The following is a 14,403-nucleotide window of genomic DNA, read 5'->3' as shown; positions in this document are numbered from 1 at the left end:
CGACGTGAGCGGGTGGCACGGCCTTGAAGGGTCGGCCGCCTGCCCCAAGGTGGGTAGGCAAGGGCTCGCCGCGGCGGGCCCACCATCCATCGACAAGGAGTCGCCCATGACGCGCATTCCCAATCCCGGATTCGGTACCTTCCGCCTGAAGGACGAGGTCCTCAAGGAGAGCGTGAAGAGCGCCCTGGCAGCGGGCTACCGCCACATCGACACCGCCCAGATGTACGGTAACGAGGCCGAGGTGGGCGAGGCGATCCGCGAAAGCGCGGTGCCCCGCGAGGAGATCTTCCTCACCACCAAGGTGTGGCACGACCGGCTGCGCCCCGGCGACCTGGAGGCCAGCGTCGACGAGAGCCTGGATCGGCTCGGCACCTCCTACGTGGACCTGCTGCTGATCCATTGGCCCTCCCCCGACGGCGAGGTGCAGATGGACGACTACCTCAACGCCCTCAAGGCGGTGCAGGACGCCGGCAAGGCGACGCACATCGGCGTCTCCAACTTCACCCGCGCCCATATCGACCAGGCGATCGGCATCCTCGGCGAGGGGACGCTGCTCACCAACCAGGTGGAGGTGCATCCCTACCTGCAGAACCGCGAGCTGGTGGCGCACTGCCAGGCGCGCGGCATCCAGGTCACCGCCTACATGCCGCTGGCGGTGGGCAAGGTGATGCAGGACGAGACCCTCAAGGCGATCGCCGCCGATCACGACGCCAACCCGGCCCAGATCGCCCTGGCCTGGATCCAGGCTCGCGGCCTGGTGACCATTCCGTCCTCCACCAGTGCCGGACATATCCAGAGCAACCTGGCGGCCTTCGACATCACCCTGAGCGACGAGGAGATGGCCCGCATCGCCGAGCTCGACCGCGGCGAGCGCATCGCCGACCCCGACTTCGCGCCGGCCTGGGACTGAGTAGATGGCGCCAGGCGGTCGCCAGGAGCAAGGCTCAGGCCTCGAGCCGTTCCATCACACGGGCCATATCCAGCCGGGCCTCCAGGGTATCGGCTAACCGGTCGAGCTCGGCCTGGCGGTGAGCGGCATAATCGACCACTGGCCCGACGCTGGGGTGGCCGCAGCGCGCCAGCAGCGCCGTATAGGCCTCGGCACGGTCGAACAGGCCATGCAGATAGGTCCCCATGACCTGGCCATCGGCGCTGACCGCGCCGTCCGGGCGCTCTCCTTCGGGGGCGTCGAGCGAGACCAGCGGTCGCGCCAGCGCCGCGCCCTCGCTGACCCCGTTGTGGATCTCGTAGCCGCCGACCGGCACGCCCTCCGGCAGCAGGCGCCCCTTCACGTTACGCAGCTGCTTGCCGGCCACCATACGGGTCGCCATCTCGATCAGCCCCAGCCCGGGCGTCGAGCCGGCCGCCCCCTCCAGGCCCTCAGGGTCGTGGATCCAGTCGCCCAGCATCTGGAATCCCCCACAGATCCCCAGCAGCTTGCCGCCATAACGGAGATGGCGGCGGATAGCCACCTCCCAGCCCTGGCTGCGCAGCCAGGCGAGATCCGTACGGGTGCTCTTGCTGCCTGGCAGGATGATCAGATCGGCCGGGGGGATGGCCTGGTTGGGCCCCACGAAGGTGAGTGACACCCGGGGGTGCAGACGCAGGGGGTCGAAGTCGTTGTGGTTACTGATGCGCGGCAGCGCCGGGACCACCACGCGCAGCGCCGGCTCCCCCTCCTCACGCCCCTCGCGACCGATACTGTCCTCGGCGTCGAGCAGCAGGGCCTGGAGGTAGGGTAAGGTGCCCAGCACCGGCTTGCCGGTGTACGCCTCCAGCCAATCCAGTCCCGGCTGCAGCAGCGCCATATCGCCGCGGAAACGGTTGATGATAAAGCCCCGGGTCCGGGCCCGTTCGGAGGCGGTGAGCAGTTCCAGGGTGCCGACCAACTGGGCGAAGACCCCACCGCGGTCGATGTCACCCACCAGCAGCACCGGGCAGTCGATCATCTCGGCGAAGCCCATGTTGGCGATATCGTTAGCCCGCAGGTTGATCTCCGCCGGGCTGCCCGCCCCCTCGGCGATGATCACGTCGAAGCGCGCCGACAGTGCCTGCCAGGCGGCCAGCACGGAATCGCGCGCCTCGCGCTTGTAGGCGTGGTAGTCCAGCGCGTCCATATGGCCATGCACCTGCCCGCGCAGGATCACCTGGGCACCGCGGTCGCTCTCCGGTTTGAGCAGCACCGGGTTCATGTCGCTGTGAGGTTCGAGGCCACAGGCCAGCGCCTGCAGCGCCGTGGAGCGGCCGATCTCACCGCCGTCCACGGTCACCGCGCTGTTGAGCGCCATGTTCTGCGGCTTGAACGGGGCGACCGACACCCCACGACGATGGAGCGCGCGGCACAACGCCGCCACCACCGTGCTCTTGCCGGCATCCGAGGTGGTGCCCTGGATCATCAGCGTGGGCATGGGCCCTCCAGTGCCCTGCAGAGTTCACCGTCGGCGAGGCGCTCGTGGATGGCGCGATAGACACCGGCCCGCTGTGCCTCGGAGAAGGTGTGTTCGGCGCTCATAGTTCGACGCCCTTCTGGGCCCTCACGCCCTGATCCTTGAAGGCGTGCTTGACCACTTTCATCTCGGTGACGGTGTCGGCCAGTTCGATCAGCGCGTCGGGGGCGTGGCGCCCGGTCACGATGGCGTGCTGCAAGGCCGGCCGCGCCTGAAGGTCGTCCAGCACGCGATCCAGGTCGAGGTAGCCGTTCTTCAGGGCGATATTGAGCTCGTCGAGCAACACCATGTCGAAGCTCGGGTCGGCGAGCATGCGCCGAGCCACCTCCCAGGCCGCCTCGGCGGTCTGGATGTCGCGCTCGCGGTCCTGGGTGTCCCAGGTGTAGCCCTCGCCCATCACGTGGTACTCCACGCCCGGCAGCTGGCGGAAGAAGGCCTCCTCACCGGTGCTGAAGGCCCCCTTGATAAACTGCACCACGCCCACCTGCATGCCGTGGCCGAGGGCGCGTGCCAGCATGCCGAAGCCGGAGCTGCTCTTGCCCTTGCCGGGACCGGTGAGCACCAGCAGCACACCCTGCTCCTTGTCGGCCTTGGCGATGCGCTCGTGCATGATCTTCTGCTTGTGGGCCATGCGCTCGGCATGGCGCTGGGGATCGACTGTTTTCATTTGCTTACCTCACAGGGACAAAAACCGGGGCACCGTTGACCCGGGCGGTGGCCAGACGCTGGCCGTAGAGGCGCTCCAGGGCCTCGGGCACCAGCATCGCTTCCGCCGGGCCCCAGCACGCCTCGCCATCCGGGTAGAGCAGCAGCAGGTGGTCGCACCAGCGCGCGGCCAGGTTGAGGTCGTGCAGGCACATCACTACCGCCCGTTCTTCGGCGGTCTGCTCGGCGAGCAACGCCATCGTCGCCGTCTGGTGATGCAGGTCAAGGTGGTTGGTGGGCTCATCGGCCAGCCAGATCGCCGGTGCCTGGGTCAGCACGGTGGCGATGGCCAGACGCTGGCGCTCGCCCCCGGAGAGGGTGCTTACCAGGCGCTCGGCGAGATGGGCGATATCGAGGCGCTCCAGCGCGGCCTCGGCCAGGCGCAGCTCCTCGGCACCCTCCATCTGCCAGGGCGACAGATACGGGTGGCGGCCGATCAGCGCGGTCTCGCGCACCGTGGCGGGGAAGCCATCGTGGCGCTCCTGGAATATCAGCCCCAGTTGGCGCGCCACCTGACGCCGCTTGAGCGCAGCGAGCGGGTGGCCGTCGAGGTACACCTCGCCAAGGCGCGGTGCGCGTAGCCCTGCCAGGGTATGCAGCAGGGTGGTCTTGCCGGCGCCGTTGGGGCCCAGCACGCCCCACACCTGGCCCGGCTCCACGCAGATGTCCAGGGCCCGCCCGGCAGGGCGTCCCGGCACATCGATCACCAGCTCCCGGGCCTCGAGTCGACGCATCACTGACTCCGATAGAGCAGATAGAGGAAGGTAGGCACCCCAAGTAGCGCGGTGATCACCCCGACCGGCAACTGCTCCGGGGCGATCATGATCCGGGCCAGGGTATCCGCCAGCAGCAGCAGGGTGCCGCCGGCCAGGGCGCAGGCGGGCAGGATCAGACGCTGATCGTTGCCCAGCAGCAGGCGCAGCATATGCGGCACCACGAGCCCCACGAAGCCGATGCTGCCGGCGGTGGTCACCGCCATGGCGGTGAGGGCGCTGGCGGCCAGATAGAGGCCCCACTCCAGGCGCCGCACCGAGACCCCCAGGGCAGCGGCCTGCATAGCTCCCCGGGCCAGCACGTTGAGGCTGCGCCCCAGCGGCACCGCCAGCAGACAGACTATCGCTAGGAGTACCAGCGGCGGCCAGGGGCTGCCGGCGTAGGAGAGATCGCCCATCAGCCAGTAGAGCATGCCGGGCAGGCGGTCGGCGGGGCTCACCGCCAGCATCAGGGTGATCACCGCCCCCCAGCCGGCGGCCACCACCACCCCGGTGAGCAGCAAGCGCGCCGGGGTCCAACCGCCGCGTCCGTGGGCCAGGCCGAACACCAGCAGGGTCGAGACCAGCGCCCCGACGAAGGCCGAGCCCGAGACCAGCACACTGCCTAGCCCCGCCAGCATGGCCAGCAGGGCCCCCACCGAGGCACCACCGGAGAGCCCCAGCACATAGGGGTCGGCCAAGGGGTTGCGCAGCAGCACCTGCATCAGGGCGCCGGCCACGGCGAGCAGCCCGCCTACCGCGAAGGCGGCAAGCGAGCGCGGCAGGCGCAGCTCGAGGATCAGGGTGCGGGAGAGCGCCTCGCCCTGCCCTCCCAGGGCCGCCAGGATCTCCGCCGGCGCCAGGGTCACGCTACCCAGCGCCACCGACAGCACCAGGGCCGTCAGCGCGGCCAGGGCCAGGGCGCCGAGGGGGCGGATGAACGCCGTCACGAGCCCTGAGCTCCCCGCCGCTCGCGGGCCCGTTCCAGTTTCTCGCAGAACAGTCGGCTACCCTCAAGCAGCCGCGGCGTGGGCCGCTGTATCAGAGACGGCGGCACGAAGAAGAGGTTGTCCCGGGCCACCGCGGTGAGCTGCGGATAGCGTGCCCAGTGGTCCAACCAGTCGCGGTTCTCCTCGCCCATGCCGCCGGCCAGGATCGCCTCGGGATCGGCTGCCAGCACCGCCTCCTCGCCGGGACGCGGCACCAGCCGCGGAAGCGCCCCGAAGACGTTGACGCCACCGCACAGGCGCAGCACCTGTCCGATCAGGTGGTCGTCATTGATCGTCATCAAGGGCTCGTCCCACACCTGATAGAAGACCCGTACCGGCGCGACCTCGGCGTAGCGGGCGGCGAGTGCCGCCATGCCGTTGCGAAACCGCTCCGCCTCGACCCGCGCCGCCTCACGGGTGCCGGCCAGCTCGCCAAGCCGTTCGACGGCGCTGGCCACCTCCTCGAAGGTGCGCGGCTCAAGGTAGAACACCCGCACGCCCAGCGACTCGAGGGTCTCGAGCTGCTCCGGCGGGTTGCCGGTGACCCAGCCAATCACCAGATCCGGCCGCAGGGCGACGAGCCGCTCCAGGTCGAGGCGGGTATGGCTGCCCACCGAGGCGACCTCGCGTGCCTCGGGCGGATAGTCGCTGTAGGCCACCACGGCGACGACCTTCTCGCCGGCGCCGGCGGCGTAGACCAGTTCGGTGGCCCCCGGCGAGAGCGTGGCGATGCGCTGCGCCGGGGCCGCCAGGCACACTTCCCTGTCGGTATCGTCGACGGCGCAGACCTCGGCGCTGGCCGGTGCTGCCACACTCAGCAGCAGCGCCAGGCCGGTCAGGAGTAAACGAGAAATCCGTATCGTCATCACTGCCCGAAGTGCACACTAAGGAAGGCGCTACGACCGGCGTTGATGTAGTCATCGCCGTCGAAGAACCTGGCTGTGACGTACTCCTTATCCAGGGCGTTCTCGACCGTCAGACGAGCCGACCATAGCGGCGCGAACTGCCAACCAGCACGCAGATTAAGCAAGCCAAAGCCACCGAGACGCTCTTCATTGGCAGCATCCTCGTAGCGATGGTTCTGGGCAACCCAGGAGCCGCCCAGAGACCACTCGCCAAGCTCGCGGTCGACATCGAAACGTAGGCTCTGAGTGGCACGGCGCGGCAGTCGATTACCTGTTGAACGATCTTCGGGGTCGGTATAGGTCAGCGCCGTTGCCAGGGTCCAATCCTCGATCTCGGTCCCTATGGAGAGCTCGGCACCACGGATACGCGCTTCCTTGACATTAATCGGTCGACTATCGCCATTGATAGTCTCTGTAGTGATCATGTCCTCGATGTCGGTTTGATAGACGGATACATCCCAAAACCAATCTTGGTACTGGCCTCGAACGCCCAACTCTAAAGCCTGAGCAGTTTCCGCCTTGAGATCAGGGTTTCCTTGATAGGACCCAAAGTCACCATAATCTTCAAAAGGCCAGTAAAGATCATTAAAGGTCGGTGCTTTAAAGGCCGTGCCATAGCTGGTACGCAGGGTGTGGTGGGCATCCAGGTCATAGCCTAGTGCCAAGCTGCCTGTGACCTCTTCACCAAAAGCTTCGTTGTCGTCGTAGCGCAGACTGGCCTGCATCGTCAAGGGGGAAAAATCGAGCAACGCCTGGCTGAAAACGGCCTTGTTATCTCGATCCTCTATGTCATAAGGACCACCAAAAGGCTCACTCCCGGTGATACTACCGGCCACACTGTCATTCATATACTCCGCGCCGATGATAAATTCATGTGCTCCAGCGCTAAGCGTGTTTTCCCAGCGGGCCGTGCGCGTCTGCGTATCGAGGATGGAATCATAGGCATGGTTAGCACTTTCATCACGCGCTTCGCTAAGCGTCAAGCGGCTGCGCCAACTGTCGGTAATCGGCAACTCACCATAGATACCCGCCACCTGCTGCACATAGTCCGTCGTGGCCAGTGAGCCACTCTCGTCATACTCGGTGGTACCACGTGCCCTAAGCGCCAATACCCCCAGTTCTGCGCCGCTATCCAACGTATGCGACATGCGCGCCAGTGCCGAGGTGTTGTCGTAGCCCATATCGTCTCCGCCACGGCGAACCGGCTGTCCATCGGTATCGAAGCGGCTGGCGGCGAAATGGTATCGCGTGCTGCCCTCGGCACCGGAAAGGCTGGCGCTATAGCGCTGGGTATCGAAGGAGCCACCGCCAAGGGAAATGCGCGGTGCGGGCTCACCGTCGCCTTCCGGCGTAAACAGCTGCACCACCCCGCCCATCGCATCGGCTCCATACAGGCTGCCACGCGGACCGCGCACGATCTCGGCGCGCTGGAACATACGCGGATCGAGGAACTGCCACGCCGGGCCACCAAGAGTAGCGGAGCGTAGGCGAATGCCATCGATCATCAGCAGGCTCTGGTTATTCGAAGTACCGCGAATATAGACGCTGCTGCTCTTGCCGAAGCTGCCGCTGGAGGTGACGTCCACCCCCGGCTGGCCGCGAAAGAGATCGGTAAGGCTGGTGGGGTCCTGGCGACGCAGCATGGCTTCATCTAATACCGTCACCGACGACAAACTTTCATCGGCGGTGCGCGGCGCCAGCGCGGCGGTGACCACCATGGGGTTGAGCCTCTGAGGGGTGTCGTCGCCGGCGGTCAAGGCGTTCTGGGCCTGGGCGGCATGGGAGAGGACGGCCAGCGGCAACGCGGCCAGGGCGAAGGCAGCCAGGCCACGTGAGGGTTGAGCAGTGTTCATGATTGTCCCTTGCTTGTCGTACCAACCCGTACGATGCGGGTCTGTTCTGGGCCGATGCGAGGGAGTTCAGGCGAGAGTGCGGCCAGGCGAGTGGCAACTGCCCTGCCCGAGACCGCCCTCCGCGGTTCGGCATGCGCTCTCCGGCCGGTCTCCGGGCTGACGAGCGAAGGCCTCTCACTGGCCTTCAAGGCGACCGCCTTCCCGTGCCTTGGCACAGTGGCTGTGTGGCCGCTTCTATCTCGATCACCGTTGCGGGGGCAGCGTCGGAATGGCGGACTCTCGGCAAGAGCACCGCGCACCGACTTCCCGTTTCACCCCGGCGCTGTGATACGCCTGGGGCACCTGAGAGTGCGCGTAAGCTAGCAAGGCGCGGCAGCGCGGTCAACGCCGGAGGTCAGCAAGCACACTCAAAATTCTTTTATTTCAGCTGCTTGAAGAGGCCATGACGCAGATACCAGGCCACCCGGCTACGCTCGACCGCGGCCTGGACCAGCCAGCCGTTATGGTCCCGCAGGCGTCGTGCCGCCGAGTCCATGGGCACGATGCCACGCCCCATCTCGTCGAGGATCAGCACCGCTTCGCAGGGCGCCGCGACGAAACCATCCAGTAGCCTCAACCAGGTCTCACGCAGGGCATCGTCGTCCGGGATCTCGGCAAGGGCGGCCGAGAGCCAGGCGGCGATGCCATCGACCACCAGCACCTCCCGCCCCGCGTGTCCGGCCAGGCACTCCTCGGCGCCCTCCCCCTTCACCAGCCGGTGCCAACCGGCACAGGGGAAGCGCTGCGCCGCTAGCTGGCGTCGACCCGAACAGGCACCACCGATGACGCTTTGCATCGCCACTCCCCCTCCTGGTTATCGAACTCGAAACGGCGCCCCTGGGCCTGACCCACCACACCTTCCCAGAAGTCGCTGCCTTCCAGGCGCCTCCGAAGTTCACGAATCACCCCGCCGTGGGTCACCGCGAGCACCCGGCGGTGCCCCCGCTCGGCAGCCTGAAGAAGCACCTCCCCAAGCCAGGCTTCCAGGCGTGTCCAGAGCGCCTCGGCGGACTCGCCACCGGGGGGCGCCTGCTCACCGGCGCTGTCGATCCAGGCCCGATAGCGGGTGTCCTCCTTGAGCGCTTCCCAGGTACGCCCCTCGTACTCACCGAAGTCCAGCTCCCGCAGCCGCGCATCGAAGCAAGCCGCCGCCTCCCGCGCCGGCAGCACATGGGCCAGGGTCTGTCGGCAGCGAGTCAGATCGCTACAGTGCACGGCATCGAAGGCCTCGTTCGCCAGGTGGTCGCGAAGCCGATCCATCTCCGCCAGTGCATCGGGCAGCAGCAGCGGGATATCGCGCTGGCCCTGGTAGCGTCGCTCGAGATTCCAGGCGGTCACGCCATGCCGAACCACCACCAGCTCCAGGCGCTGAGCAGCACCCATAGTTCTCCTCCTTCGATGGCGGCACCCACGATATCGCCGTTGATGCCGGTAAAGGCCCGCACCATGGCCAGGCCATAAACAAACAGAAAGACGCAAAGGGCACCGAGCAGCCAGACGCCGCCGGGCACGAAGCCGAAGAAGGGCAGCAACGGCAGCAGCGCCAGCCCCAGATCCCGCCGCGCCAGGTGTTGTCGCCATGTCCAGGCAAGCCCCTCGCGCCGCGCCAAGGGGGCCAGGCGCAACAACAACAATGCCCCGAAGCGGGCCAGGGACGGGATAATCACCCACAGCCAGGGGCTCACCCCGGCCTCCAGTAGCGCCCAGAGCAGCATGCCCTTCCAGGCCAGCAGGAAGACCAGGGCAAGGATGGCGAAGCTGCCCACCTGGCTATCCTTCATGATCGCCCAGCGCCGCTCCAGGGGGGCATTGCTGCCCAGCGCATCGGCGATATCCATGACCCCGTCCAGGTGCAGCCCCCCGGAGAGCGCCACCCAGAGGCTGAGCAGCGAAATCACCAGCAGCGGGATGGGCACTCCCTGGCCCAGACTGGCCAGGGCCGCCAGCGCCGCCCCGATCACCAGTCCCACCAGCGGATAGCAGCGCAGCGCCCAGCGACAAGTGGCGGCATTCCAGGGGCAGGCGATGGGCAGCGGAATTCGGGTCAGGAACTGCAGGGCCAGCACCAGTCCAAAGAGGGCCTCTCTCATCCGGTCGTCTCCGCGTCGTTCTCTACGATGGGCTTCCATTCAATGGGCAGGCCCGCCACCACCTCCACCACCCGGTCGGCCTCGTGGGCCAGGCGGCGGTGCAGCCGCTGCAGGAAGGCGATATAGCGCCGGGTCTCGGCGTCGCCCGGGGGGAGGTCCTCGTTGAGGTCGTTGGAGACCACCACCAGGGCGATCCCGCGCACCCGGGCCGCGGCCAGGCACTCGGCCAGCAGCGCCTCGCCCTCATCATCGCTACCGCCACCGCCGTAGCGCCACTGGCTGGCCCAGAGGGTCAGGCAGTCGAGCAGCACGCTATCGCCATCGCCTACCCGAGCCAGGGCCACATCTAAGGCCAGCGGTGCCTCCAGGGTATGCCACCCCGGCCCACGCTCACGGCGATGGCGGGCAATGCGCGCGGCCATCTCGGTGTCGGCAGCCCGGGCCGTGGCCAGGTACCAACGCCGGCCACCGCGTTGGACGTGCCAGCGACAAAGCAGCGCCTCGGCGAAGCGGCTCTTGCCGCAGCGGGCGCCACCACTGACGAAGGCGATCAACGCGGCACCTCCGGCCGGCCCACCTCGACCAAGGCCTCGTCCAGGGCCGCCAGCAGGGACTCATTGTCCTCGGCATCGCGCAGCGCCAGGCGCAGCCAGCCGCCGTCGAGGCCCGCAAAGGATTCAGTGTGACGCGCCAGCACGCCGCGGCGAAGCAGCGCCGGCAACAGGCAGCGGGTGGCTTCGCGACCCGCCGGATGGCGCACCAGGAAGAAGTTGGCCCGGCTCGGCACCACCTCGAGACCCAGGGCCTCGAGCCCCGCCTGCAGCCGCGGCCGCTCGGCGGCAAGCCAGCCCTCGGTGCGCCGGGCGAAGTCGAGGTCGGCCAGCAGGGGCGCCACCAGGGCCGCGGCCAGGGCGTTGACGCTCCAGGCAGGCTGGCAGGCACGGGCCGTCGCCACCGCCTCGGGTGCGCCCAGCAGGTAGCCCAGGCGCAGCCCCGGTAGGGTGAAGCACTTGGTCATCGAACGCAGCAGCAAGAGGTGCGGATGGTCGGCGAGCAGCGACGTCAGCGACTCCCCGGGGGGCCCGATGAAGTCCACGAAGGCCTCGTCCACCACCAACCGACAGCCTCGCGCCGCGGTCAGTGTCAGCAGGCGCTCCAGGTCGGCCCGGGGCACCAGGGTGGCGGTGGGATTGTTGGGACGGCAGAGCCACAGCAGCCGCGCCTCGCCAAGCCCCGCGACGATGGCCTCGACGTCGAGGCGAAAGTCCGGGGGTGCCAGAGGAAGCCTCTGCACCGGCAGCCCGTGGGCCGCGCAGGCCCGCGCGTACTCGGCGAAGGTGGGCTCGATGATGGCCGCCGCCGCCCCGGGCCACTCGCGAGCCTGCAGGGCGGCGGCCAGGAAGATCGCCTCGGCGCCGCCGTTGGTCAGCAGCACCTGCTCCGTGGCCACCCCTTCGTGGGCGGCGATGGCCGCGTGTGCCTCGGCATATCCGGGGTCGGGGTAGCGAGCAAGGGCCTCGGGCTCGCCGAGCCGGGCCATCAACCACCCGTGAAGCCAGGCCGGCGGCCCCAATGGATTGAGGTTGGCGCTGACATCCAGCACCGGGGTCTCCTCGGCCAGGCCAAAGCGCGCCAACAGGGGGCCGGGCTGGCCGCCGTGCAGGGGCCAGCCAGGGGAGGTGGATCTCGAATCTCGTGCCCTCACGACATTGTCTCTCCAAACAGCACCGTCGCCGACAGCAAGATGAGGAAGACCAGCCAGCCACCATGCATCAGGCGAATCGCCGCACCGATATGAGCCTGGCGCAGCGGCTCCCGAGGCGTCCCCAGGCGGGCGCGCTCGGAGACCTCGCCGCGGTAGCGGTTGGTGCCGCCGAGCTGGACCCCCAGCAGGTTGGCCACCATGGCCTCGGGCCAGCCGCTGTTAGGGCTCGGGTGTCGGGGCGCCTCACGGCGAGTGGCGGCCAGCGCACCCTGGGTACGCAGGCCGCGCTCCCAGCGCGCCAGACAGAGCGCGCCCAGCCAGAGGGTCAGCGCGGTGAGCCGTGCCGGCAGCCAATTGGCGGCATCGTCCAGCCGCGCCGAGGCCCGGCCGAAGTCGCGGTATCGCTCGCTGCGATAGCCCACCATGGAATCCAGGGTGTTGACCGCCTTGTAGGCCACCGCCAGCGGGGCACCCCCCAGCAGGGCGAAGAGGAGCGGCGCGGTGATGCCATCCACCGTGTTCTCGGCCACGGTCTCCACCGCCCCGCGGGTCACCTCCCCCTCGTCCAGCCCCTCGGTGTCGCGGCCGACGATCAGGGAGAGCGCTTGCCGCGCCGCGGGCAGGTCGCCCCGGGCCAGGGGAGCCGCCACCGAGAGGGCGGCGTCGCGCAGGCCGCGAATGGCCAGGCAGCTGGCCAGCAGCCACCCCTCCGCCAGCCAGCCCAGCCAGGGGTGCAGGTTCGCCAGCAGGACGATGGTGCCCCAGGCCAGCAGGGCGCTGCCCGCCACCACCAGGGCGGTCATCAGTGCTCCTCGCCGGCGGCGCGCCAGGGGGGAGCCGTGGTTCCAGGCGCGCTCCATCCGAACGATCACCGCTCCCATACCCACCACCGGATGGGGCAGCCGGCGCGGGTCGCCGATGGTCAGGTCGAGGACCACGGCGGCCAGCACCAGGGCCAGCAGTGCAGGCGACAGCGGCTCAGCCATGGGCCCCCTCCTCCTGCTGGAGTTGCCGCCACTCCCGGGAGGCCAGCAGCGAGGCGCGGGTGGCCCGATAGACCGCCTGTCCCAACGCGCGACCGAGCCGTGTTCCCGAGCCGGCATAGGGGGTCAGCTCGCCCACTTGCGTCGCGGCCACCGCCAGGCAATCGGTGGAGGTGCCGCTGGCCGGCGTGCCGCTATGGGGGTCCAGCACCCCGAGGGAGTGCAGGGCGCGCACCTTGGCCTCGCTTGCCGACAGGCAGGCGTTGACCAGGGCGCCGTCGGTGAGGTGACCATCGATCAGGAGCAGGGTATTGATGGTGCCCACCGGCCGGGGGTCCCCGGCCAGAGGGGCGGCGATATCCACGGCATTGCCAGCCCCGGCGGTCACCGCGGCCAGCACCCCCGGCCCCGCCTCCACGCGCAGATGCTCAAGGCGCACCGCGGTCATCATCGCCAGGCTCTCGCCCTCCGGCAGCCGCCGCGCCGCCAGCCAGTCGGCGAGATCCGCCGCCGGTGCGCCCCCGGCGTACCCCTTGTCCACGTGGAAATTGCAGAAGTGCCGCCGCCAGCCGAAGCCACCGCCCACCAGGGCGCTGCTCAGGGTCCACAGCGGGCGCGAGGCGGCCAGGTGCACGCAGTCGGCGGTGACCTCGAGGGCAAGCCCCGGGCCGAAGGCGAGACGCTTGTCCGACATCATGGGGCGACGTGGATGCCGATAGCGTCGAAGGTGGCCATCTCGGCCGGCACACGACAGGCTGCCTCCAATAACGGATAGGCCAGGGCCGCACCGGTGCCCTCCCCCAGGCACAGCTCCAGGTCGAGCAGCGGCTGCGCGTCGAGGGCCGCCAGGGCATGGGCGTGGCCCGGCTCGCGGGAGCGGTGTCCGAAGATTAGGTAGTCGCGGGTGTCGGCTCCCAGTCGACAGGCCACCAGCGCGGCCACCGTGGCGATGAAGCCGTCCACCAGCAGCGGCACCCGACGTGCCGCTCCGCCCAGGTAGGCGCCGGTCATGGCGGCGATCTCCAGTCCGCCGAGCTTGGCGAGCACGTCCAAGGGGTCAGCACGATCCGGCGCACGAGCGGCCAGGGCGCGCTCGATGATCGCCTGCTTGTGGGCAAGACGCTCGGCCGGCAGCCCGGTACCGCTGCCGATCAGGCCTGCCACCGGCGCCTCGCTGAGCGCGGCGAGCAGGGCGCTGCTCGCCGTGGTATTGGCGATACCCATCTCGCCGACGATCAGGCAGCGGCAGCCGGCATCGATGGCCCGCTCGGCGGCACGAATGCCCGCCTCGATGGCCGACACCGCCTCGTCACGGCGCATGGCGTCCCCTTCGACCATGTTGGCGGTGCCGTGGCGCACCTTCTCGTCCACCACGCCCCGACCGGGCAGCGTGGCGGCCACGCCGACGTCGATTACCTCTAGGCGTGCCCCGACCTGGCGGGCGAAGACGTTGATCGCCGCCCCTCCGCTCACGAAGTTGGCCACCATCTGGGCGGTGACCTCCTGGGGAAAGGCCGAGACCCCCTCGGCGGCCACCCCATGGTCGGCGGCGAAGACCAGCATCCCCGGAGGCGAGACCCGGGGAGAGGCCTCGCCGGAGATCGCCGCCAGCGTCACGGCCAGCGTTTCCAGGCGTCCCAGGCTGCCGGGGGGCTTGGTGAGGTTATCCAGGTGCAACGCCATACGGCGGCCGGCGGCGTGATCGGCGGGGGTCAGGGCGGCAAGGGTGTCGGCGAGCATAGCGGGAGATCCAGCGGGATGGTGGCGAACGAAGTGGCGCCATCATAGCAGCTAACGGACGGGACATTATGCCGGTCATGCTGAGCAAGGCCCTGATATCTTTGGCAGATAAACCATTCGGATCATTCAGCGCGAGAGCGAGGTCGGCTGCCCTGCTCTCTCCCAGGTGCGCCGCCTAGGAAACCGCGGCGCGAC

At 68.8% G+C, this 14,403-nt stretch carries 15 protein-coding genes and 1 riboswitch; of the genes, 1 reads left to right on the top strand and 14 read right to left on the bottom strand.

The genetic code is table 11. The features are described from left to right. Positions 1 to 106: 106 nt before the first annotated feature. Positions 107 to 910, top strand: a complete 804-nt coding sequence (gene dkgB, locus BLP95_RS09380) for a 2,5-didehydrogluconate reductase DkgB (RefSeq protein WP_089678539.1) — start codon at positions 107 to 109, stop codon at positions 908 to 910. A gap of 34 nt (positions 911 to 944) precedes the next feature. Here the strand turns inward: dkgB and BLP95_RS09375 are convergent, their stop codons facing one another. The 14 genes from BLP95_RS09375 to cobT all read right to left on the bottom strand — a co-directional run bounded on the left by BLP95_RS09375 (position 945) and on the right by cobT (position 14,208). Beyond that, the gene (locus BLP95_RS09375) at positions 945 to 2,408 is read right to left on the bottom strand and encodes a cobyric acid synthase (RefSeq protein WP_089678537.1); all 1,464 of its coding nucleotides are present in this window, start codon (positions 2,406 to 2,408) and stop codon (positions 945 to 947) included. Between the two features lie 100 nt (positions 2,409 to 2,508). Beyond that, positions 2,509 to 3,114: a cob(I)yrinic acid a,c-diamide adenosyltransferase gene (cobO, locus tag BLP95_RS09370; RefSeq protein ID WP_089678535.1), complete on the bottom strand. Its 606-nt coding sequence runs from the start codon at positions 3,112 to 3,114 to the stop codon at positions 2,509 to 2,511. Between the two features lie 4 nt (positions 3,115 to 3,118). Further along, positions 3,119 to 3,886: an ABC transporter ATP-binding protein gene (locus BLP95_RS09365; protein ID WP_089678533.1), complete on the bottom strand. Its 768-nt coding sequence runs from the start codon at positions 3,884 to 3,886 to the stop codon at positions 3,119 to 3,121. Continuing rightward, positions 3,886 to 4,854 (bottom strand): FecCD family ABC transporter permease, encoded by a 969-nt coding sequence (locus BLP95_RS09360; protein WP_089678531.1) that lies wholly within the window; start codon positions 4,852 to 4,854, stop codon positions 3,886 to 3,888. Before BLP95_RS09360 ends, BLP95_RS09365 begins: the two co-directional genes overlap by 1 nt. Continuing rightward, complete coding sequence (locus tag BLP95_RS09355; protein ID WP_089678529.1) at positions 4,851 to 5,759, bottom strand: cobalamin-binding protein; 909 nt, start codon at positions 5,757 to 5,759, stop codon at positions 4,851 to 4,853. Before BLP95_RS09355 ends, BLP95_RS09360 begins: the two co-directional genes overlap by 4 nt. Then, a complete protein-coding gene (locus BLP95_RS09350; RefSeq protein ID WP_089678527.1) occupies positions 5,759 to 7,651 on the bottom strand; it encodes a TonB-dependent receptor domain-containing protein in 1,893 nt (630 codons plus the stop codon). The genes BLP95_RS09355 and BLP95_RS09350 overlap by 1 nt, the downstream gene beginning before the upstream one ends. A 125-nt stretch (positions 7,652 to 7,776) precedes the next feature. Continuing rightward, positions 7,777 to 8,012, bottom strand: a riboswitch (cobalamin riboswitch). 57 nt (positions 8,013 to 8,069) lie between these two features. After that, positions 8,070 to 8,486 carry a bifunctional adenosylcobinamide kinase/adenosylcobinamide-phosphate guanylyltransferase gene (locus BLP95_RS09345; RefSeq protein WP_089678525.1) on the bottom strand — a complete coding sequence of 139 codons (417 nt, stop codon included), beginning with the start codon at positions 8,484 to 8,486 and terminating at the stop codon, positions 8,070 to 8,072. After that, positions 8,441 to 9,073, bottom strand: a complete 633-nt coding sequence (locus BLP95_RS09340) for a histidine phosphatase family protein (RefSeq protein ID WP_089678523.1) — start codon at positions 9,071 to 9,073, stop codon at positions 8,441 to 8,443. The genes BLP95_RS09345 and BLP95_RS09340 overlap by 46 nt, the downstream gene beginning before the upstream one ends. Next, complete coding sequence (locus tag BLP95_RS09335) at positions 9,025 to 9,780, bottom strand: adenosylcobinamide-GDP ribazoletransferase (RefSeq protein WP_089678521.1); 756 nt, start codon at positions 9,778 to 9,780, stop codon at positions 9,025 to 9,027. Before BLP95_RS09335 ends, BLP95_RS09340 begins: the two co-directional genes overlap by 49 nt. Further along, complete coding sequence (locus tag BLP95_RS09330; RefSeq protein WP_089678519.1) at positions 9,777 to 10,334, bottom strand: bifunctional adenosylcobinamide kinase/adenosylcobinamide-phosphate guanylyltransferase; 558 nt, start codon at positions 10,332 to 10,334, stop codon at positions 9,777 to 9,779. The genes BLP95_RS09335 and BLP95_RS09330 overlap by 4 nt, the downstream gene beginning before the upstream one ends. Continuing rightward, positions 10,331 to 11,485, bottom strand: a complete 1,155-nt coding sequence (gene cobD, locus BLP95_RS09325; protein ID WP_089678518.1) for a threonine-phosphate decarboxylase CobD — start codon at positions 11,483 to 11,485, stop codon at positions 10,331 to 10,333. Before cobD ends, BLP95_RS09330 begins: the two co-directional genes overlap by 4 nt. After that, positions 11,482 to 12,471, bottom strand: coding sequence for an adenosylcobinamide-phosphate synthase CbiB (gene cbiB, locus BLP95_RS09320; RefSeq protein ID WP_089678516.1), 990 nt, complete (start codon positions 12,469 to 12,471; stop codon positions 11,482 to 11,484). The genes cobD and cbiB overlap by 4 nt, the downstream gene beginning before the upstream one ends. Further along, on the bottom strand, positions 12,464 to 13,165 hold the full coding sequence (locus BLP95_RS09315; RefSeq protein ID WP_089678514.1) for an adenosylcobinamide amidohydrolase: 702 nt from the start codon (positions 13,163 to 13,165) through the stop codon (positions 12,464 to 12,466). Before BLP95_RS09315 ends, cbiB begins: the two co-directional genes overlap by 8 nt. Continuing rightward, positions 13,162 to 14,208 (bottom strand): nicotinate-nucleotide--dimethylbenzimidazole phosphoribosyltransferase, encoded by a 1,047-nt coding sequence (gene cobT, locus BLP95_RS09310; protein WP_089678512.1) that lies wholly within the window; start codon positions 14,206 to 14,208, stop codon positions 13,162 to 13,164. Before cobT ends, BLP95_RS09315 begins: the two co-directional genes overlap by 4 nt. Positions 14,209 to 14,403: the final 195 nt, after the last annotated feature.

It is taken from the genome of Halomonas shengliensis, assembly GCF_900104135.1.
In the GTDB taxonomy this organism is placed as follows: Bacteria; Pseudomonadota; Gammaproteobacteria; order Pseudomonadales; family Halomonadaceae; genus Halomonas; species Halomonas shengliensis.
Note: the sequence above shows the minus strand (reverse complement) of the source record. Positions and strands in the feature narration are given on the sequence as shown.

Bases quoted from the DNA above. Each gene is read 5' to 3' on its own strand.
- BLP95_RS09355 (WP_089678529.1), bottom strand. From the start codon at position 5,759: ATGACGATACGGATTTCTCGTTTACTCCTGACCGGCCTGGCGCTGCTG.
- cobT (WP_089678512.1), bottom strand. From the start codon at position 14,208: ATGCTCGCCGACACCCTTGCCGCCCTGACCCCCGCCGATCACGCCGCC.
- BLP95_RS09375 (WP_089678537.1), bottom strand. From the start codon at position 2,408: ATGCCCACGCTGATGATCCAGGGCACCACCTCGGATGCCGGCAAGAGC.
- BLP95_RS09345 (WP_089678525.1), bottom strand. From the start codon at position 8,486: ATGCAAAGCGTCATCGGTGGTGCCTGTTCGGGTCGACGCCAGCTAGCG.
- BLP95_RS09315 (WP_089678514.1), bottom strand. From the start codon at position 13,165: ATGATGTCGGACAAGCGTCTCGCCTTCGGCCCGGGGCTTGCCCTCGAG.
- BLP95_RS09350 (WP_089678527.1), bottom strand. From the start codon at position 7,651: ATGAACACTGCTCAACCCTCACGTGGCCTGGCTGCCTTCGCCCTGGCC.
- BLP95_RS09335 (WP_089678521.1), bottom strand. From the start codon at position 9,780: ATGAGAGAGGCCCTCTTTGGACTGGTGCTGGCCCTGCAGTTCCTGACC.
- BLP95_RS09365 (WP_089678533.1), bottom strand. From the start codon at position 3,886: ATGCGTCGACTCGAGGCCCGGGAGCTGGTGATCGATGTGCCGGGACGC.
- BLP95_RS09340 (WP_089678523.1), bottom strand. From the start codon at position 9,073: ATGGGTGCTGCTCAGCGCCTGGAGCTGGTGGTGGTTCGGCATGGCGTG.
- dkgB (WP_089678539.1), top strand. From the start codon at position 107: ATGACGCGCATTCCCAATCCCGGATTCGGTACCTTCCGCCTGAAGGAC.
- cbiB (WP_089678516.1), bottom strand. From the start codon at position 12,471: ATGGCTGAGCCGCTGTCGCCTGCACTGCTGGCCCTGGTGCTGGCCGCC.
- cobO (WP_089678535.1), bottom strand. From the start codon at position 3,114: ATGAAAACAGTCGATCCCCAGCGCCATGCCGAGCGCATGGCCCACAAG.